Origin of the sequence: Pseudomonas sp. NBRC 100443, assembly GCF_030268185.1 — a bacterium.
GTDB classification, from domain to species: Bacteria; Pseudomonadota; Gammaproteobacteria; order Pseudomonadales; family Pseudomonadaceae; genus Pseudomonas; species Pseudomonas citronellolis.
This window is the reverse complement of record NZ_BSQE01000015.1, coordinates 123,622-141,145: the sequence shown is the minus strand read 5'-3', so window position 1 is coordinate 141,145 and position 17,524 is coordinate 123,622. Positions and strand designations below refer to the sequence as shown.

Genomic DNA, 17,524 nt, shown 5'->3' with positions numbered 1-17,524 from the left:
CCGCGACGATCCGCCGGAAGGCTGAGCCAGGTCAGCCCGGGGCGTGGCGGTGTCCTTCAGAGTGTGTAGGTCGAGGCCGACAGACGGTCGCCGAGGGCAGCCGGTGCTGACTTTTTGCCAGTATCGGCCGAACTTGCCGGCGCCGCGGCGGTCTGACTAGCCGTTGCCCATCTCCCGACGGGCCTGCGCCTCCGCTGGCGGGCGCGCAGCGTGGGCATTGTAAGCCGCACGCGGGCTCATTAGACTGCGCGCCATTCACACCCTCGTTCATGTCGAAGGACTTCCATGATCAAGAAATGTCTGTTCCCGGCTGCCGGCTACGGCACCCGCTTCCTCCCGGCCACCAAGGCCATGCCCAAGGAAATGCTGCCGATCGTCAACAAGCCGCTGATCCAGTACGGCGTCGAAGAGGCGCTGGAAGCCGGGCTGTCGGAGATCGGCATCGTCACCGGCCGCGGCAAGCGTTCGCTGGAAGACCATTTCGACATCAGCTACGAGCTGGAAACCCAGATCCGCAACACCGACAAGGAAAAGTACCTGGTCGGTATCCGCCGCCTGATCGATGAGTGCACCTTCTCCTACACCCGTCAGATCGAGATGAAGGGCCTGGGCCACGCCATCCTCACCGGCCGCCCGCTGATCGGCGACGAACCCTTCGCCGTGGTCCTGGCCGACGACCTCTGCCTGAACCTGGAGGGCGACAGCGTCCTGAAGCAGATGGTTAAGCTGTACAACCAGTTCCGCTGCTCCATCGTGGCCATCCAGGAAGTGCCGCCGGAAGAGACCAACAAGTACGGCGTGATCGCCGGCGAGATGATCCGCGACGACATCTACCGCGTGAACAACATGGTCGAGAAGCCCAAGCCGGAAGAAGCGCCGTCGAACCTGGCGATCATCGGCCGCTACATCCTGACCCCGGACATCTTCGAGCTGATCGAGCAGACCGAGCCGGGCAAGGGTGGCGAGATCCAGATCACCGACGCCCTGATGAAGCAGGCCCAGGACGGCTGCGTGCTGGCCTACAAGTTCAAGGGCAAGCGTTTCGACTGCGGTAGCGCCGAGGGCTACATCGAGGCGACCAACTTCTGCTACGAGAACCTCTACAAGACCGGCAAGGCCTGGTAACCCCAGCGCGTTCCCGGTCCGTCGAAGAAGCCACCCGCGGGTGGCTTCTTCGTTTCCGGCGCCCGCACGATCCACACGCTTTTCGTAGGAGCGAGGGGGACGCCTGGTTCTTGCTCGCGAACACTGTTTCCGGTGCGTGGGCGGTTCGCGAGCAAGCTCGCTCCTACAAAAAACGCTGCAAAGCTATAGCGCCTGCGGGATCGGCATGTCTTCCGAGCCTGGTCCCAGGGGTTGGCCGTAGCTGAACTCGACGTAATTGCCTGCTGGATCCCTGAGGCCACAGTAATAGCCAACAGGGTAGGGCTCCTGGCGTGGCGCCCAGATCAGGCAGCCGGCGCGTTCGGCCTCGGCGGCGATGGCGTCGACCTTCTCGTGGCTGTCCACCGCGAAGCCGAAGTGGCTGTAGTCGTCGCTGGCCAGGTGGCGGGCCTCGCCGCCCGGCATGATGACGAAGATGAACTGGTGCTCCTTGCCCGGCTCGGCCATCCACACGATGCGCGAGCCCTTGCCCTCGCGCTGGTGGATCACGCGCATGCCGCAGAAGCGTTCGTAGAAGGCGATGCAGGCCTCCAGGTCCGGTACGTGCAGGGCCAGGTGGGTCAGAGTCGGGCGCATGGCGGCTTCCTCCTGTGGGCTCTGCTGGCAGGATAGGCCAGCGGCGATGAGGTATGCTGCCGGGCATCTGCCAGTGGAGAACGACGATGGCTTTCGATTTCGACCTGTTCGTGATTGGTGCGGGTTCCGGCGGCGTGCGCGCCGCGCGGTTCGCCGCGGGGTTCGGCGCGCGCGTGGCGGTGGCCGAGAGCCGCTACCTGGGCGGCACCTGCGTGAACGTCGGCTGCGTGCCGAAGAAGCTGCTGGTGTACGGTGCGCACTTCCACGAGGACTTCGAGCAGGCCGCCGGCTTCGGCTGGAGCCTGGGCGAAGCGCGCTTCGACTGGCCGACGCTGATCGCCAACAAGAACCGCGAGATCCACCGCCTCAACGGCATCTACCGCAACCTGCTGGTGAACAGCGGGGTGAGCCTGCTCGAAGGCCATGCGAGCCTGGTCGACGCCCACACCGTGGAAGTCGATGGCCAGCGCTTGCGTGCCGCCAACATCCTCATCGCCACCGGCGGCTGGCCCCAGGTGCCGGACATCCCCGGCAAGGAGCACGTCATCACCTCCCAGGAGGCCTTCTTCCTGCCGCAGCTGCCGCGCCGGGTGCTGGTGGTGGGCGGTGGCTACATCGCCGTGGAGTTCGCCTCCATCTTCCATGGCCTGGGCGCGCAGACCAGCCTGCTGTACCGCCGCGAACTGTTCCTGCGCGGCTTCGACCGCAGCGTGCGCGAGCACCTGCGCGACGAACTGACGAAGAAGGGCCTGGACCTGCAGTTCAACGCCGACATCGCGCGCATCGACAAGCAGGCCGACGGCAGCCTGCTGGCGACCCTCAAGGATGGCCGCCTGTTGGAGGCCGACTGCGTGTTCTACGCCACCGGCCGCCGGCCGATGCTCGATGGCCTGGGGCTGGAGAACGTCGATGTAGCCTTGAACGACAAGGGCTTCGTCAGGGTCGACGAGGCCTACCGCACCAGCGAGCCGTCGATCCGCGCCATCGGCGACGTCATCGGCCGCGTGCAGCTGACCCCGGTGGCCCTGGCCGAGGGCATGGCCGTGGCGCGCCACCTGTTCCGCCCCGAGGAATACCGGCCGGTGGATTACAAGCTGATCCCCACGGCGGTGTTCAGCCTGCCGAACATCGGCACCGTCGGCCTCACCGAGGACGAGGCGCGCGCCGCCGGGCACCGCGTCAAGCTGTTCGAGAGCCGCTTCCGCGCGCTCAAGCTGACCCTTACCGAATCCCAGGAAAAGACCCTGATGAAGCTGATCGTCGACGCCGACAGCGACCAGGTGCTGGGCTGCCACATGGTCGGCCCGGAGGCCGGCGAGATCCTCCAGGGCATCGCTGTGGCGCTCAAGGCCGGGGCCACCAAGCGCGTGTTCGACGAGACCATCGGCATCCACCCGACGGCGGCCGAGGAGTTCGTCACCATGCGTTCGCCGGTGGCCTGACTTCGCGGGGCATCAACCTGTAGGAGCGGGCCCTGCCCGCGATTCGCGCGCAGGGCGCGCTCCTACAGGCAAATATGACGCCCCGTAGGATGGGTTGAGCGAAGCGATACCCATCGCCGTGGCCGCATGGGTTTCGCCAAGGCTCAACCCATCCTACGAAAAGCGCCCCGGCGCAGCCGGCAAGACACGTCGCACCGAATGGCTCAGCGCGACTGCGCCACCTGCGCCGCCGCTGCGCTTTCCTGCTGGCGCCTGGCGTAGCGCTGGGCCAGCACCGCGCAGACCATCAGCTGGATCTGGTGGAAGAGCATCAGCGGCAGCAGGATCACGCCGATGCTGCCGGTGGCGAACAGCACCTGGGCCATGGGCACGCCGGTGGCCAGGCTCTTCTTCGAGCCGCAGAAGACGATGGTGATCTCGTCCTCCTTGTTGAAGCCCAGGCGCCGGCTGAGCTGGCTGGTGGCGAACAGGGCGATCGCCAGCAGGATGCAGCACACTACCACCAGGCCGGCCAGCGCGGTCAGCGGCACCTGGTGCCACAGGCCCTGGATCACCGCGGCGCTGAAGGCGGTGTAGACCACCAGCAGGATCGAGCCCTGGTCGACGTAGCGCAGCACCGGCTTGTGCCGGTCCACCCAGCCGCCGATCACGCCGCGCAGGGCCTGGCCGGCGATGAAGGGCACCAGCAGTTGCAGGGTGATCTTGCCGATGGCATCGAGGGTGGAGACGCCGGTGTCGCCATGCACGCCCAGCAGCAGCTGGACCAGCAGCGGGGTGAGGAAGATGCCGATCAGGCTGGACGCCGAGGCGCTGCACACCGCCGCCGGGATGTTGCCGCGGGCCAGCGAGGTGAAGGCGATGGACGACTGCACGGTGGCTGGCAGGGCGCACAGGTACAGCAGGCCCAGGTACAGGTCCGGGGTCACCAGCGGCGAGAGCACCGGCTTGAGCGCCAGGCCGAGGATCGGGAAGAGGATGAAGGTGCAGGCGAACACCAGCAGGTGCAGGCGCCAGTGGGTGGCGCCGGCGATGATGGCCTGGCGCGACAGCTTGGCGCCGTGCAGGAAGAACAGCAGGCCGATGGCCAGGTTGGTGATCCAGCCGAAGGCGGTGGCCACCTGCCCCTGGCAGGGCAGCAGGCTGGCGATGGCCACGGTGGCGACCAGGGCCAGGGTGAAGTTGTCGGGGAGCAGACGTGGACGAGCCATGGTGATCATCTCGGGCAAGGTACGAAGAATACGGTCGCCGTCTCTGAAGGACGGACGACGGTTCCGACTCTATGCCCGCGGCGACCTTCCGGCTAACGCGAGAAAGCCAGCCTGTATCGCTGAACGGACAGATCGCTCCGTCAGCAGCCGCTGAACGCCAACTCCACCGCCGCCACGCTGACCAGCGAGCGCATGCGCTCGGCCATCACCTCGCCACGCTGCTCCGGCATGCCCGCGATGCGCAGGTCCACCTGCAGCCATTCGCCCGCCTGCACGACATGTACTTCGGCCGGCAGCCAGCCCTGCACGGCGAACAGGTTCAGCAGCTTGCACAGCACGTCGGCGTCGGCTTCGGCGCGGATGGCGAAGTGCGCCTGGCGCGCCATATCGGCCGGGCGGCGGGTCCAGCCGTCGGGGCGCTCGGCGGGAGCGGCGTCGAACAGGCTGGCGGGCAGGGTGGCGGTGCTGCTGGGCAGGGAAACGGCTTGGTTCATGGCGGGTGACCGGCAAGGCTGGGAGGTGGCTCATTGTCGGTGGCCCGGCCGGGTTTTGCTTTGCGAAATGGGCGCCAAGATGAGTGGATTGGGAATAGACTATGCGTGATTTTATGGATTGGAGAATAAGTCATGCCGATCGAGCTGGATGCCTATGACAAGCGCATCCTCGCCCTGCTGCAGGAGGAGGCGACCCTCTCCACGGCCGAGATCGCCGAGCGCATCGGCCTGTCGCAGTCGCCGTGCTGGCGGCGCATCCAGCGCCTGAAGGAAGAAGGTGTGATCCGCCGCCAGGTGACCCTGCTGGACCGCAAGAAGATCGGCCTGAACGCACAGATATTCGCCCAGGTGAAGCTGAACACCCACGGCCGCAACAACCTCACCGAGTTCGCCGCGGCCATCCGCGAGTTCCCCGAGGTGCTGGAATGCCATGTGCTGATGGGCGCGGTGGACTTCATGCTGCGCATCGTCACCGAGGACATCGAGGCCTACGAGCGCTTCTTCTTCGAGCGCCTGTCGCAGGTGCCGGGCATCCAGGAGATCAACTCCATAGTCGCGCTGTCGGAGATCAAGTCGACCACCAGCCTGCCGCTGCCGGGGCGTTGACGGGAGGAAGGCGCCGGCCTGGCCGGCGCCCGCGGGCGAGCTCAGGCGCCGCCGAGGAAGTCCATCTTGCCCAGCTCCACGCCGTTGTGGCGGAGGATGGCGTAGGCGGTGGTGACGTGGAAGTAGAAGTTGGCGTTGGCGAAGCCGAGCAGGAAGTCCAGGCCCTTGAACTGCAGCTCGCGGCTCGGCGTCTTGATGTGGATGTCGCGGGTTTCGGCGCCTTCGAACTGCTCGGGCTTGAAGCCCTTGAGGTAGTCGACGGTCTTCGCGATGCGCGCCTGCAGGTCGGCGAAGCTCTGTTCGTCGTCGGCGTAGCTGGGAATCTCCACGCCGGCCAGGCGGGCGGCGCAGCCCTTGGCGGCGTCGCTGGCGATCTGCACCTGGCGCGCCAGCGGGAACATGTCCGGGGCCAGGCGGGCGTTCAGCAGCACCGTCGGCTCGATGGACCTGGCCTGGGCATGGGCCTCGGCCTTGGCCAGGATGGCCGAGAGGTTGCCGAGCATGCGGATGAACACCGGAACGGAGATCTGGTAGATCGACAGGGACATGCGAGGTACTCCAGACAGGGAAAATGAGGCCTGCGCGACAGGGCGCACCCGCTGAGTCTACTGCCGGGCGCGGCGGCCGTCGCCTGGCTTTCAGCGCCCGGCGACGCTGCCCGCGCTGCCGCAGCCCTGCAGGTCGATCTTGCCCACGTAGGGGTTGCCCCAGCCCATCACGCAGCCGACCATCTGGTTGCGCTGGCGCTCCCAGGTTTCCACCGGGTACTGCTTGCTCCAGGCCTGGTACAGCTGGCGGTCCTGCCTGGACAGCCTCAGGCCGTAGCGGTCGCTCATGTAGAAGTAGGTGCGGGCGATCATCCCGCGGATCTGTGGGCGCGGCATGGCCTTCTTCGCCTTGAAGTCGATGACCATCGGGCAGGCGCCATACTGCGGCGCCTGCTGCGGCAGCCAGCCGTAGCCGAAGTTGTTGCGGTCGCCGTTGACCTCGCCGATGCTCGGCACCAGGTTGAACAGGTCGGCCTCGGCGCGCTGGTACACCGGGTCGTGCCGCGAGCAGTTGCTGCGCCCGCCGCTCTGCCAGCACTGGCGCTGGTGGCCGATGACCCAGGCCGGGACTATGTGCTCCCACTCGATGCGCCCGGCGCGCTTGGCGTTCTTGCGCGGTACGTAGCCGCAACTGGCCAGGTCGACGCGGTTGCCCTTGTAGCGGCAGCCGCAATAGAACTCCACCGACTGGCGGGCATAGAGCTTCCAGCCGATCTTCTTGGCTTCCTGGAAGGTGCGCGGGGCGGCGGCGGAGGCGGCCAGGGGCAGGACCGCGAGCAGGAGGAAAAGGGCTGGGCGACGAATATTCATCAGAAACTTCTTTCAGAAATCGTCGCATCTTACTGATATGAAACGATCTGCCAATCGTGGCAATCGAATGGCAAGGAACAGGTGCGTAGGAAACTGGAGTTGTTAGACTGGGAACATTTCCAGCCTAACCGGAGGTTCAGCCAGCATGACCCGCATGAAGAGCCGAGCGCTTTGCGGCCTGCTCGCCAGCCTGGTGGCCGGGGTGGCGCTGGCCGGCCAGCCGCCGGTGCGCAGCATCGAGCGCATCTATGTCAGCCCCGGTGCCAGCGGCAGCATCGACAGCTCGTCCAGCGTGCAGCGCTATGACGGCTATGGTGGCGTCCAGGTTCCGCGCAGCTACGAACAGGGCTCCAGCCGGGTGATCATCGACAACAGCGGCGGTGGCACCAACGGTGGCATCCGCCAGAGCATCGAATACCCCAATGGCGTGCAGTTCGACGTCACCCCGGGGACGACGCGTTCGAACGGGCAGCGGCGGTCGTATCCCTGAGGGTGTGGCGTTCGCGGGGCATGGCCGGCCTGGCGGCCGGATCGCGGATGAATCCGCTCCTACGTTGCCGGCTGCGCCGAGGTGCCTTTTGTAGGATGGGTTGAGCTTGCGAAACCCATGCGGTCGCGGTGATGGGTATCGCTTCGCTCAACACCATCCTACGAAAAGCCAGGTTCGCTCATACGGAGTGGGTCCGGTGCAGGACTACCGGAACGGTCCCTGCCCGCGATTCGCGCGCAGGGCGCGCTCCTACAGGGGGAGGGTGCGGGGTTACCTGTAGGACAACTGTCTTGCCGGCTGTGCCGAGATGCTTTTCGTAGGATGGGTTGAGCTTGCGAAACCCATGCGGTCGCGGTGATGGGTATCGCTTCGCTCAACCCATCCTACGAAAAGCCAGGTTCGCTCATACGGAGTGGGTCCGGTGCAGGACTACCGGAACGGTCCCTGCCTGCGATTCGCGCGCAGGGCGCGCTCCTACAGGGGGAGGGTGCGGGGTTACCTGTAGGACAACTGTCTTGCCGGCTGTGCCGAGATGCTTTTCGTAGGATGGGTTGAGCTTGCGAAACCCATGCGGTGGTGGTGATGGGTATCGCTTCGCTCAACACCATCCTACGAAAAGCCAGGTTCGCTCATACGGAGTGGGCCCGGTGCAGGACTACCGGAACGGTCCCTGCCCGCGATTCGCGTGCAGGGCGCGCTCCTGCAAGGGGCTCGGTGCCGCGAAGGCTCAGGATTCCTTGCGCACCAGGCGCGACTTGCTCAGCCCGCCCTTGCAGTAGAAGGGGCCGGTGTCGCCGCGCAGGTGGTAGAGGGTGGCGAGGAAGGCGGAACTGGTGCGGCCGACGGAGAGGCTGCGAAGTTTGTGGTAGGCCCACAGCCAGTCCTTGGGGAGCGTCTTGCTCATGGACTCGTCCTTGATTCAGCGTGCTGGTGCGAAACTGCCCCAAGGACATTAGTGGCCGAACCCCTTGTGCGCAAGTCCGGCCGCTCTGCGGCAAGCCTTTGCGGCCTTTTGCCATCTCCGCGGAGGGGGAGGCCTCAGGCCCCCGCCGCCTCGCTGTGGGCCTCCTCCACGTATTCCTTCAGCCAGCGCAGCACCTGCACCGCCTCCCAGCGCGTGGGGTCGAACATGGCGTAGGCCTGGCCCTGGTAGCCCACCACGTCCAGCGGGCGGTGGTAGCCGGCGCGCTGCAGCAGCGCCTCGATCTCGGCGAAGCAGGTGTTGAAGTGGGTGCGCGAGAAGGGCGTCTTGCCCTCGGTGACCAGGCCCTCGAGGTGCAGCTCGGCGACCGCCTCGCTGACTTCCTCCACGCCCATGTGGTTCACGGTGTATTTCATCTGGCGGATGTCCACCATCGCTTTCGCTCCTGTTCGGGTCCTTGCCTGCCACCTGTTGCCAGGGTGCCTTTCGTCGATGACAGAAGCATAATCGAAAAATACTGTATGCATGAACAGTATTTTGTGGCTACCATGGTTTCGCTGGCTCACAGAATCCATGGCCGCCGCGAAACCGGGCCCCGCCCCGCGGCGACGACGAAGAAGAGGAACGCGTGATGAAGCAAGTCAAAGCCCTGCTGGTGCTCGCCCTCCTGGCCCTGCTCGGCGGCTGCGCCCAGCCGCCGGCGGAAGGCCCCAAGGCCAATGGCGCCTACCTGGTGATCGACGGCCGTGAGGCCTGGGCGGTGCTGGTGGCCGACGGCAAGCGCGTGGAGGAACACGGCATCGTGCGCGACGCCATTCGCGTGCCGCGCTCGCGCTCGGCGATGGTGGCCAGCTATGTGATCGACACGCCCAACTGCGGGCGCCTGCAGACGCTGACCGAGGTGCACGACGACGGCACCGGCGCCACCCGCCTGCTGAGCGTGGGCGAGGAGGGCGGCGACCTGTCCGCCTGCCGCATCCGCGACGACCTCAGCCGTGCCTGGACGGCGCTGGATTATTCCGGCTGAGCCCGAGTTTCTTCACGAAATTTTCACGCGCGTGGGGCGATGGTAGGCACATTGCTAAAGGACTAGCGCCCCAATAAAGAACCCGCCATAGGCGGGTTTTTTATTGCCCGCGATTCCTCTGCGGCGAAAGGCGGCTCGCGGCGGCGCGGCGGGCGGGCTAAGGTTGCCTGGCGGGTCCGTTTCACGGACTTCTTCAGACGAGGTGCAGCATGCTCGCCAGCCAGATGACCAGGGCCCTGTGGCAGGCCCTGGAAGAGAACGCGGCCCTGCCCGCGTCCCTGTCCTTCCAGGCCGAGGGCGGGCTGCCCTCGACCTTCGCCGTCACCGACCTCGCTGGCGCCTCCATCGCCACGGCCGGCCTGGCCGCCGCGGCCTTGCTCAAGCGCGCCGGCCTGGCGCCGGGGGCGCTGCAGGTGGACCGCCGCCTGGCGTCCTTCTGGTTCGCCTGGACGCTGCGCCCCCAGGGCTGGGCGCTGCCGCCCATGTGGGGCGACATCGCCGGCGACTACGCCACCCGCGACGGCTGGATCCGCCTGCACACCAACGCCCCGCACCACCGTGCCGCCGTGGTGCGGGTGCTGGGCCCGGTTGCCAACCGCGAAGAGGCGGCGGCCCGCGTCGCCACCTGGAACAAGACCGAGCTGGAACACGCGGTGGTGGCCACTGGCGGTTGCGCCGCCGAAATGCGCTCCATCGACGAATGGAAGGCGCACCCCCAGGGCCAGGCCCTGGCCGAACAGGACCTGATCTGGAGCCAGGACCAGGCCATCGCCCCCGCGCCGGCCTGGGCTCTGACGGCGGAGCGGCCGTTGGCCGGGGTGCGGGTACTGGACCTCACCCGGGTGCTCGCCGGGCCGGTGGCCAGCCGCTTCCTCGCCGGGCTCGGTGCCGAGGTGCTGCGCATCGATCCGCCGGGCTGGGACGAGCCGGGGGTGATCCCCGAGGTCTGCCTGGGCAAGCGCTGCGCGCGCCTGGACCTGAAGGACCCGCCCGGGCGCGAGCGCTTCGAGGAACTGCTGCGCCACGCCGACGTACTGATCCACGGCTACCGCGGCGACGCCCTGGAAAACCTCGGCTTCGACGCCGAAGTGCGCCAGGACCTGGCCCCGGGGCTGGTCGACGTGAGCCTGAACGCCTACGGCTGGAGCGGCCCCTGGCGCAACCGCCGGGGCTTCGACAGCCTGGTGCAGATGAGCACCGGCATCGCCGAGGCCGGCATGCGCTGGCGCCAGGCCGACAAGCCGGTGCCGCTGCCGGTGCAGGCCCTGGACCACGCCACCGGCTACCTGATGGCCGCCGCCGCGCTCTGCGGCCTGGGCCGGCGCCTGGCCAGCGGGCGCGGCAGCACCTGGCGCCTGTCGCTGGCGCGCACCGCGCAGTTCCTGGTGGAGCAGGGGATGCAGGCCGATGCCCTGCCGGCGCTGGCCGGGGAGGCGCCGGCCGACCTCGACCCGGCCATCGAGAGCACCGCCTGGGGCCCGGCGCAGCGCCTGCGCCCGCCATTGCTGCTGGAAGGCACGCCGCTGCAATGGGCCTTGCCGGCGGCGGCGCTGGGTTCGTCGAAGCCGTACTGGGCCTTCGAGCAGGGCGCCTGAACGGCGCTCAGCGCTGCGGCGGCAGCAGCAGGCCGCCGCGAGCCTGGCGCCAGGCGCGGAAGCTGGCGGCCAGGCGCGAGAACCACAGGTAGATCACTGGCGTGGTGTACAGCGTCAGCACCTGCGACACCAGCAGGCCGCCGACGATGGCGATGCCCAGCGGCTGGCGCAGTTCGGCGCCGGAGCCGGTGCCCAGGGCCAGCGGCAGGGCGCCGAACAGCGCCGCCAGGGTGGTCATGAGGATCGGCCGGAAGCGCAGGGTGCTGCCCTCGATGGTCGCCTGCTCCGGCGTCATGCCGCCGCGTTCGGCCACCAGGGCGAAGTCGATCATCATGATGGCGTTTTTCTTGACGATGCCGATCAGCAGGATGATGCCGATCATCCCCATCAGCGACAGGTCCTGGCCGCATAGCAGCAATGCCAGCAGCGCGCCGAGGCCGGCCGAGGGCAGGGTGGAGAGGATCGACAGCGGCAGCAGCGGGCTCTCGTAGAGCACGCCGAGGACGATGTACACCGTGACCACCGCCGCCAGGATCAGCCATGGCTGGCTGCGCAGCGAGTCCTGGAAGGCCTGGGCGGTGCCCTGGAAGGTGCCGCTGACGCTGTCCGGCAGGCCGGCCTGACGGGTGGCCTGCTGGATGGCGGCGACCGCGTCGCCCAGGGCGTAGCCCGGCGCCAGGTTGAACGACAGGGTGACCGCCGGGAACAGCCCCTGGTGGTTGATGGTGATGGGCGCCAGGTCCGGCTCCAGGCGGCCGAGCACGCTCAGCGGCACCAGCTCGCCGGTCAGGCTGGAGCGCGCGTAGAGGTGCTTGAGGCTTTCCTCCGACACCTGCCAGCGCGGGTCCAGTTCGAGGATCACGTGGTACTGGTCCAGCGCGGTGAACAGCGTCGCCACCTGACGCTGGCCGAAGGCGTCGTAGAGCACGTCGTCGATGGCCTGCACGTTCACGCCCAGGCGCGCGGCGCTGTCGCGGTCGATGTGCAGGGTGGCGCGCGGCGCCGCCTGCTGCTGGTCGGTGGCCACGTCGCGCAGTTGCGGCAGCTGCTTCAGGCGCGCCAGCAGCACCGCGGCCCAGTGGTCCAGCTCGTGGCTGTCCGGGTCCTGCAGGGTGTACTGGAACTGCGTCTTGCTCGGCCGCCCGCCGATCTGCACGTCCTGGCGGATCTGCATGTACAGGGCGATGCCCGGCACCACGGCGAGTTCGCGCTTGAGCCGCGCCACCACCTGGTCGGCCTTGGCCGCGCGCTGCTCGTAGGGCTTGAGGTTGATCATCACCCGGCCCTGGCTGAGGGTGGGGTTGGGGCCGATCCAGTAGTAGACGTTGGCCACGTCCGGGTCGCGCTGGATCACCTCGCTGAGCGCGGCCATGCGTTCGCGCATCGCAGCGAAGGAAATGTCCGCGTTGGCCTCGGCCACGCCCATGATCACCCCGGTGTCCTGCTGCGGGAAGAAGCCCTTGGGCACCTCGACGTAGAGCACGGCGGTGACCAGCAGGGTGAGCAGCGCCACCGCCAGGGTCAGGCGCTCGTGGCGCAGCACGCGGCGCAGGCTGCGCCGGTAGCCGTCGAGCAGGGCGTCGAAGGTGCGCTCGCTCCATTGCAGGAAGCGGTTCTGCGCGCCGTGCAGGTCGTGGCGGATGAACCAGGCGCAGAGCATCGGCGTGACCGTCAGCGAAACCACCCCGGACATCACCACCGCCACGCTTACGGTCACCGCGAACTCGCGCAGCAGGCGGCCGATCACCCCGCCCATGAACAGGATGGGGATGAACACCGCCACCAGCGAGACGGTCATGGAGACGATGGTGAAGGCCACCTCTGCGGTGCCCTCGATGGCCGCCTGCAGCGGCGGCTTGTGCATCTCCAGGTGGCGAATGATGTTCTCCATCACCACGATGGCGTCGTCCACCACGAAGCCCACGGCGATGCTCAGGGCCATGATCGACAGGTTGTCCAGGCTGTAGCCCAGCACGTACATGGCCGCGAAGGTGGCCACCAGCGACAGCGGGATGGTCAGCGCCGGGATCACAGTGGCGCTGACGTTGCGCAGGAACACGAAGACCACCGCCACCACCAGGACGATGGACAGCAGCAGGTTGAACTGCACCTCGTCGATGGAGGCGTCGATGGTCTGGGTGCGGTCGCCCACCAGGTTCACTTTCACGTCGCGCGGCAGTTGCGCGATCAGCGCCGGCAGGCGGTTCTTGATCGCCTGGGTCACCGCCAGCACGTTGTAGCCGGGCTGCTTGTGGATGTCGACGATCACCGTCGGCCGGCCCTGCAGGCCGGCGGCCTGGCGCACGTCCTCGGCGCCGTCGATCACCGTGCCCAGGTCGCTGATGCGGATCGGCACGCCGTTGCGGTAGGCGATCACCAGCGAGCCGTACTGCGCGGCGCGGGTGAGCTGGTCGGTGGTGTCGAGAGTCACCGCGCGCTCGGCGCCGTCGAGGTTGCCCTTGGGCGCATCCACAGTGGCGTTGCCCAGCACCTCGCGCACGTCGTCCAGGGTCAGGCCACGGGCGGCCAGGGCGTCCGGGTCTATGCGCACGCGCACCGCCGGGCGCTGCTCGCCGTGGAAGTCCACCAGGCCGACGCCGGGAATCTGCGACAGCTGCTGGCCGAGGTAGTCGTCGGCGTAGCGGTCCAGCTCCGGCATGGTGCGGGTGGGCGAGGTCAGGGCCAGGGAGAGGAAAGTGAACTCCGCCGGGTTGACCTTGTGGAAGGTCGGCGGCGCCGGCAGGTTCTTCGGCAGGTTGCCGCCGGCGGCGTTGATCGCCGTCTGCACGTCCTGGGCGGCGCCGTCGATGTTGCGCTCCAGGTCGAACTGCAGGGTGATCTGCGTCAGCCCGAGGGAACTGGCGGAGGTCATCTGGGTGACCCCGGGAACGCTGGCGAAGGCCCGCTCCAGCGGCGTGGCCACGGAAGACGCCATGGTCTCGGCGCTGGCGCCGGGCAGTTTGGCCTGCACCTGGATGGTCGGCATGTCCACCTGCGGCAGCGGCGCCACCGGCAGCAGGAAATAGGCGGCGGCGCCGAGTAGCAGCACGCCCAGGGCCAGCAGGGTGGTGGCCACCCGGCGGCGGATGAAGGGCTCCGAGAGCGTCATGGGTGCTGCTCCGCGCTGGCGGTCTGTCGCGCGTCGGCCAGGGCGGCGACCTTCAGCCCCGGGGCCAGGCGGTACTGGCCGCCGGTGACCACGGTCTCGCCGGGCGCCAGGCCCTGGTGGATCCACTGCAGGCCATCGACCACCGCGCCGGCCTTCACCTCGCGCACCTGGGCCTGCTGGTCGCGCCCCACCACGTACACGAAGCTGCCCTGCGGGCCTTGCTGCACGGCGCTGGCCGGCACCACTGTGGCGGCCTTCTCGGTGCGCAGCAGCAGGCGCACGCTGAGCAGTTCGCCGGGCCAGAGCTTGCCGTCGGCGTTGGCGAAGTCGGCCTTGAACAGGATCTGCCCGTTGCCGCTGGAGACCTGGCTGTCGATGAAGCTCAGCCGCCCCGTGGCGATGTGCTGGCGGCCGTCGCGGCTCAGCGCCTCGACCTGCAGCGGCTGCCCGGCGTTGGCCTGCAGCACTTCGGCCAGGTCCTCCTGGGGCAGGCTGAAGGCCAGGGAAATGGGCGCCATCTGGGTGAGCGTCAGCAGGCCGGTGTTGTCGCTGGCGTGGACGATGCTGCCGGCGTCCACCAGGCGCTGCCCGGTGCGCCCGGCGAAGGGCGCGGCGATGCGGGTGTAGCCGAGCTGCAGCTGGGCGGTGTCCAGCGCCGCCTGGTCGGCCTGGATCGTGGCCTGCAGGGTGGCCACCTGGCCGCGCAGGGTGTCCACGTCCTGGCTCGGCCCGGCATGGGCGGCGGCCAGCTTGCTGGCGCGCTCGAGGTTGACCTTGGCCACCGCCAGCTGCGCTTCATCGCGCGCCTTGTTGGCCTTGGCCTGCAGCACCTGGGCGGCGTAGGGGCGCGGGTCGATCTCGGCGAGCAGTTGCCCGGCCTTGACCATCTGGCCCTCCTGGAAGTGCAACTGTTGCAGCTCTCCATCCACCCGTACCTTGATGTCCACCGCATTCAGCGCCTGCACCGTGCCGATGGTCTGCAGCCAGATCGGCAGGTCGCGCTGGTCGGCCACCCCCAGGCTCACGGGCACCGGCGCCTCGGCCGGCTTGGCCGTCGTGGTGGCGGAGAAGTGGCGCCAGGCGAAGGCGGCCAGCGCCACGGCCAGGAGGAGGAACGCTAGGCGCCAGTAGCGCCGCTGGGAGGAGGGCTGGGACGGGCTCACGGTCGGGTCGCCTGTGCGGAAGGTTGATTACTGGCCAGCTCGGCATCTGCCGGTGCCTGGAAGCCGCCGCCGAGGGCGCGGTTCAGGCCGACGGAGGCCTGCAGGCGTTGCAGGCGCACCTGCAGCAGGCTGTCCTCGGCCTGGTACAGGGTGCGCTGCACGGTCAGCAGGGTGAGGAAGTCGGTGCTGCCCAGGCGATAGCGCACCTGGGCCAGGTCGGCGGCCTTGCGCGCCGAATCCACGGCGGCCTGGTCGATGCGCTGGGTCTGCGCCAGGCGGGCGTTGGCGCTGAGCTGCGTCTCCACGTCCTGCAGGGCCTGGAGCACGTTCTGCCGGTAGTCGGCGACCAGCTCGCGGGCATGGGCGCGGTCGGCCTGCAACTGGCCTTCCAGCAGGCCGCCGTCGAACAGCGGCTGGCTGAGGCTGGCGGCCAGCTGCCAGAGCCCGCCGCCGGTGTGCACGTCGCTACCGGCGAGGGCGCCCAGGGAGATGTTCGGCAGGAAGGCCGCGCGCGCCGCGCCGACATCGAAGTTGGCCGAGACCAGCCGCGCCTCGGCGGCCTGGATATCCGGCCGCTGGCTCAGCAGGCTGGCCGGCAGCCCGGCACGCGCCTCGGGCAGCTGGACGCCGTCCAGGCCGCTGTGCTGCAGGGCGAAGCCCTCGGGCGCGGCGCCCACCAGCACCGCCAACTGGTAGAGCGCGGCGTCGCGCTGCTGGGCCAGGACGCTGACGTTGGCCTGGAAGTTCTGCAGGGCGTTGCGCTGCTGCTCTACCTCCAGATCGGAAGAGGAGCCCAGCCGCGACTGCGTCTGCACCAGTTGCAGGATGTTCTCGGCGTCGCTGGCGATGCGCCTGGCCACGGCCAGGCGCTCGTCCAGCGAGAGCACCTGGAAGTAGCTGTCGGCGATATCCGCCTGCAGGCCGATGCGCGCCGTTTCCAGGTCGTAGGCCGTGGCCTGGGCCTGCGCCGTGGCGGAGTCGGCCAGGGCGCGGTTGCGGCCCCAGAAGTCCAGCTCGTAGCTGGCCTGGGCATAGAGGTCGTGGGCGTTCTTGCTGCTGTCGTGATCGTGGACGTAGCTGCCGCCCAGGCTCAGGTCCGGGTACAGCGCGGCCCCGGCGACGCGGGCGCTGGCCCGGGCCTGGTCGACCCGCGCCACTGCTGCCTGCAGAGTGAGGCTGTCGCTGCCGGCGCGCTGGATCAGGCTGTCCAGCTCGGCGCTGGCATAGTCCTTCCACCACTGCTGCGGCGCCTGGGCGGCGGGCGCGGCGGCATTGTCCCAGTGGCTGGCGACGGGTACGCCGGGCCGCTGGTACTGCGGCACCAGCGAACAAGCCCCGAGCAGGGCCAGGGAAAGGGCGGCGGCCAGCCGGGGCAGGGCGCCGGCGGTGGTTGGGGGCATGGGTTCGTCCTTCTGCGTCCCGCGTGCTGCGGGCTGCTGTGATGGACGAGCCTAGCGCCGGGTAGCTACCGGGCGGTTCTTCCCAAGCTGAATAAAAGTTTAGGTGTGGGGGCGCGGGGATGTGATCCGAGCCGGTGGAATCCATTGTTGTAGCGGGAATGGCTGAAGCCGCGTAGGAGCGGACTCTGCCCGCGATCCCGCCGGCAGGGCCGGTGTTCGGTTGGGGGGCGATGGGTATCGCTTCGCTCAACCCATCCTACGAAAAGCGCCTTGGCGCGGCCTGTTCCGGCGGCGTTTCGCTGAGCATGTAGCCGGCGCCGGGGACCGTGTGGATCAGCGGGTGCCCGAAGCCCTGGTCGACCTTCTGCCGCAGGCGGTGGATGTGCTTGTCGATGACGTTGTCGCGCGGGTCGAAGTCGTAGTCCCAGGCGCTTTCCAGCAGCATGCCGCGGGTCACCACCTGGTCGGCGTGGCGCATGAGTTTTTCCAGGATCAGGAACTCGCGCTGCTGCAGCACGATGCTGTGCCCCTGGCGCTGGGCCACGCGGCCCTCGCAGTCCAGTTGCAGGTCGCCGACCTGCAGGCGCGCGCCGAGCAGGCGGCGGCCGGGGCGGCGCAGCAGGGCGGCCAGGCGGGCGTGGACTTCGACGAAGGCGTAGGGCTTGGCCAGGTAGTCGTCGCAGCCGGCCTGCAGGCCCTCGACGCGGTGGTGGGTAGAGGCCAGGGCGCTGAGCATCAGCACCGGGGTGTCGGAGCCGGCGGCGCGCAGCCGGCGCACCAGTTCCAGGCCGTCCAGGCCGGGCAGGCGGCGGTCCACCACCAGGGCGTCGTAGAGGTTCTCCAGGGCCAGGTCCAGGCCCTGGACGCCATCGCCCGCGGCGTCGACTATGTGGCCGCTCTCGCGCAGGCCCCGCACCAGGTAGCCGGCGGCCTGCGGGTCGTCTTCGATGACCAGGATTCTCAAGGTTGC

At 68.6% G+C, this 17,524-nt stretch carries 17 protein-coding genes; 6 read left to right on the top strand and 11 right to left on the bottom strand.

From position 1 onward, the window contains the following. The first annotated feature begins 285 nt into the window (after window positions 1-285). The gene (gene galU, locus QSJ95_RS20005; RefSeq protein WP_009619948.1) at window positions 286-1,125 is read left to right on the top strand and encodes a UTP--glucose-1-phosphate uridylyltransferase GalU; all 840 of its coding nucleotides are present in this window, start codon (window positions 286-288) and stop codon (window positions 1,123-1,125) included. A 183-nt stretch (window positions 1,126-1,308) separates the two neighbouring features. Here the strand turns inward: galU and QSJ95_RS20000 are convergent, their stop codons facing one another. Then, entirely contained in the window at window positions 1,309-1,740 is a 432-nt protein-coding gene (locus tag QSJ95_RS20000) for a VOC family protein (protein WP_285644801.1), read from the bottom strand. Window positions 1,741-1,826: 86 nt separating this feature from the next. On the opposite strand from QSJ95_RS20000, the gene gorA reads away from it, so the two are divergent. Next, complete coding sequence (gene gorA, locus QSJ95_RS19995; RefSeq protein WP_285644800.1) at window positions 1,827-3,182, top strand: glutathione-disulfide reductase; 1,356 nt, start codon at window positions 1,827-1,829, stop codon at window positions 3,180-3,182. A gap of 203 nt (window positions 3,183-3,385) precedes the next feature. On the opposite strand, the gene QSJ95_RS19990 is transcribed toward gorA, so the two are convergent. Beyond that, entirely contained in the window at window positions 3,386-4,390 is a 1,005-nt protein-coding gene (locus QSJ95_RS19990) for a bile acid:sodium symporter family protein (protein ID WP_061563256.1), read from the bottom strand. 140 nt (window positions 4,391-4,530) lie between these two features. Next, window positions 4,531-4,884: an ACT-like domain-containing protein gene (locus QSJ95_RS19985; RefSeq protein ID WP_281686186.1), complete on the bottom strand. Its 354-nt coding sequence runs from the start codon at window positions 4,882-4,884 to the stop codon at window positions 4,531-4,533. A gap of 132 nt (window positions 4,885-5,016) precedes the next feature. Here QSJ95_RS19985 and QSJ95_RS19980 point away from each other — a divergent pair, with 132 nt between their 5' ends. Further along, a complete protein-coding gene (locus tag QSJ95_RS19980; RefSeq protein WP_064582954.1) occupies window positions 5,017-5,490 on the top strand; it encodes an Lrp/AsnC family transcriptional regulator in 474 nt (157 codons plus the stop codon). Window positions 5,491-5,531: 41 nt separating this feature from the next. Here the strand turns inward: QSJ95_RS19980 and QSJ95_RS19975 are convergent, their stop codons facing one another. Both QSJ95_RS19975 and QSJ95_RS19970 read right to left on the bottom strand, forming a co-directional pair. Continuing rightward, the gene (locus tag QSJ95_RS19975) at window positions 5,532-6,038 is read right to left on the bottom strand and encodes a DUF1993 domain-containing protein (RefSeq protein WP_064582956.1); all 507 of its coding nucleotides are present in this window, start codon (window positions 6,036-6,038) and stop codon (window positions 5,532-5,534) included. A gap of 90 nt (window positions 6,039-6,128) precedes the next feature. Then, on the bottom strand, window positions 6,129-6,848 hold the full coding sequence (locus QSJ95_RS19970) for an endonuclease (protein WP_285644795.1): 720 nt from the start codon (window positions 6,846-6,848) through the stop codon (window positions 6,129-6,131). A 145-nt stretch (window positions 6,849-6,993) separates the two neighbouring features. On the opposite strand from QSJ95_RS19970, the gene QSJ95_RS19965 reads away from it, so the two are divergent. Then, on the top strand, window positions 6,994-7,338 hold the full coding sequence (locus tag QSJ95_RS19965) for a hypothetical protein (protein WP_009619964.1): 345 nt from the start codon (window positions 6,994-6,996) through the stop codon (window positions 7,336-7,338). A gap of 727 nt (window positions 7,339-8,065) precedes the next feature. Here QSJ95_RS19965 and QSJ95_RS19960 read toward each other — a convergent pair. Both QSJ95_RS19960 and QSJ95_RS19955 read right to left on the bottom strand, forming a co-directional pair. Beyond that, on the bottom strand, window positions 8,066-8,242 hold the full coding sequence (locus tag QSJ95_RS19960) for a hypothetical protein (protein WP_009619965.1): 177 nt from the start codon (window positions 8,240-8,242) through the stop codon (window positions 8,066-8,068). A gap of 134 nt (window positions 8,243-8,376) precedes the next feature. Continuing rightward, entirely contained in the window at window positions 8,377-8,694 is a 318-nt protein-coding gene (locus QSJ95_RS19955) for a hypothetical protein (RefSeq protein WP_009619967.1), read from the bottom strand. A gap of 197 nt (window positions 8,695-8,891) precedes the next feature. Between QSJ95_RS19955 and QSJ95_RS19950 the strand changes: the two genes are divergently transcribed. Then, a complete protein-coding gene (locus QSJ95_RS19950) occupies window positions 8,892-9,287 on the top strand; it encodes a hypothetical protein (RefSeq protein WP_058489772.1) in 396 nt (131 codons plus the stop codon). A 224-nt stretch (window positions 9,288-9,511) separates the two neighbouring features. After that, window positions 9,512-10,882 carry a CoA transferase gene (locus QSJ95_RS19945; protein ID WP_285644865.1) on the top strand — a complete coding sequence of 457 codons (1,371 nt, stop codon included), beginning with the start codon at window positions 9,512-9,514 and terminating at the stop codon, window positions 10,880-10,882. Between the two features lie 7 nt (window positions 10,883-10,889). Here QSJ95_RS19945 and QSJ95_RS19940 read toward each other — a convergent pair whose 3' ends face one another. The 4 genes from QSJ95_RS19940 to QSJ95_RS19925 all read right to left on the bottom strand — a co-directional run bounded on the left by QSJ95_RS19940 (window position 10,890) and on the right by QSJ95_RS19925 (window position 17,518). After that, the gene (locus QSJ95_RS19940) at window positions 10,890-13,991 is read right to left on the bottom strand and encodes an efflux RND transporter permease subunit (RefSeq protein ID WP_285644794.1); all 3,102 of its coding nucleotides are present in this window, start codon (window positions 13,989-13,991) and stop codon (window positions 10,890-10,892) included. After that, complete coding sequence (locus QSJ95_RS19935) at window positions 13,988-15,154, bottom strand: efflux RND transporter periplasmic adaptor subunit (protein WP_285644793.1); 1,167 nt, start codon at window positions 15,152-15,154, stop codon at window positions 13,988-13,990. The genes QSJ95_RS19940 and QSJ95_RS19935 overlap by 4 nt, the downstream gene beginning before the upstream one ends. Next, the gene (locus QSJ95_RS19930; protein ID WP_285644792.1) at window positions 15,151-16,554 is read right to left on the bottom strand and encodes an efflux transporter outer membrane subunit; all 1,404 of its coding nucleotides are present in this window, start codon (window positions 16,552-16,554) and stop codon (window positions 15,151-15,153) included. The genes QSJ95_RS19935 and QSJ95_RS19930 overlap by 4 nt, the downstream gene beginning before the upstream one ends. A 256-nt stretch (window positions 16,555-16,810) precedes the next feature. Further along, window positions 16,811-17,518 (bottom strand): response regulator transcription factor, encoded by a 708-nt coding sequence (locus tag QSJ95_RS19925; RefSeq protein ID WP_285644790.1) that lies wholly within the window; start codon window positions 17,516-17,518, stop codon window positions 16,811-16,813. Window positions 17,519-17,524 lie beyond the last annotated feature (6 nt).

Coding starts and splice junctions, on each gene's coding strand:
- galU (WP_009619948.1), top strand. CDS start 286: ATGATCAAGAAATGTCTGTTCCCGGCTGCCGGCTACGGCACCCGCTTC.
- QSJ95_RS20000 (WP_285644801.1), bottom strand. CDS start 1,740: ATGCGCCCGACTCTGACCCACCTGGCCCTGCACGTACCGGACCTGGAG.
- QSJ95_RS19970 (WP_285644795.1), bottom strand. CDS start 6,848: ATGAATATTCGTCGCCCAGCCCTTTTCCTCCTGCTCGCGGTCCTGCCC.
- QSJ95_RS19930 (WP_285644792.1), bottom strand. CDS start 16,554: ATGCCCCCAACCACCGCCGGCGCCCTGCCCCGGCTGGCCGCCGCCCTT.
- QSJ95_RS19975 (WP_064582956.1), bottom strand. CDS start 6,038: ATGTCCCTGTCGATCTACCAGATCTCCGTTCCGGTGTTCATCCGCATG.
- gorA (WP_285644800.1), top strand. CDS start 1,827: ATGGCTTTCGATTTCGACCTGTTCGTGATTGGTGCGGGTTCCGGCGGC.
- QSJ95_RS19980 (WP_064582954.1), top strand. CDS start 5,017: ATGCCGATCGAGCTGGATGCCTATGACAAGCGCATCCTCGCCCTGCTG.
- QSJ95_RS19960 (WP_009619965.1), bottom strand. CDS start 8,242: ATGAGCAAGACGCTCCCCAAGGACTGGCTGTGGGCCTACCACAAACTT.
- QSJ95_RS19955 (WP_009619967.1), bottom strand. CDS start 8,694: ATGGTGGACATCCGCCAGATGAAATACACCGTGAACCACATGGGCGTG.
- QSJ95_RS19990 (WP_061563256.1), bottom strand. CDS start 4,390: ATGGCTCGTCCACGTCTGCTCCCCGACAACTTCACCCTGGCCCTGGTC.
- QSJ95_RS19985 (WP_281686186.1), bottom strand. CDS start 4,884: ATGAACCAAGCCGTTTCCCTGCCCAGCAGCACCGCCACCCTGCCCGCC.
- QSJ95_RS19940 (WP_285644794.1), bottom strand. CDS start 13,991: ATGACGCTCTCGGAGCCCTTCATCCGCCGCCGGGTGGCCACCACCCTG.
- QSJ95_RS19950 (WP_058489772.1), top strand. CDS start 8,892: ATGAAGCAAGTCAAAGCCCTGCTGGTGCTCGCCCTCCTGGCCCTGCTC.
- QSJ95_RS19965 (WP_009619964.1), top strand. CDS start 6,994: ATGACCCGCATGAAGAGCCGAGCGCTTTGCGGCCTGCTCGCCAGCCTG.
- QSJ95_RS19945 (WP_285644865.1), top strand. CDS start 9,512: ATGACCAGGGCCCTGTGGCAGGCCCTGGAAGAGAACGCGGCCCTGCCC.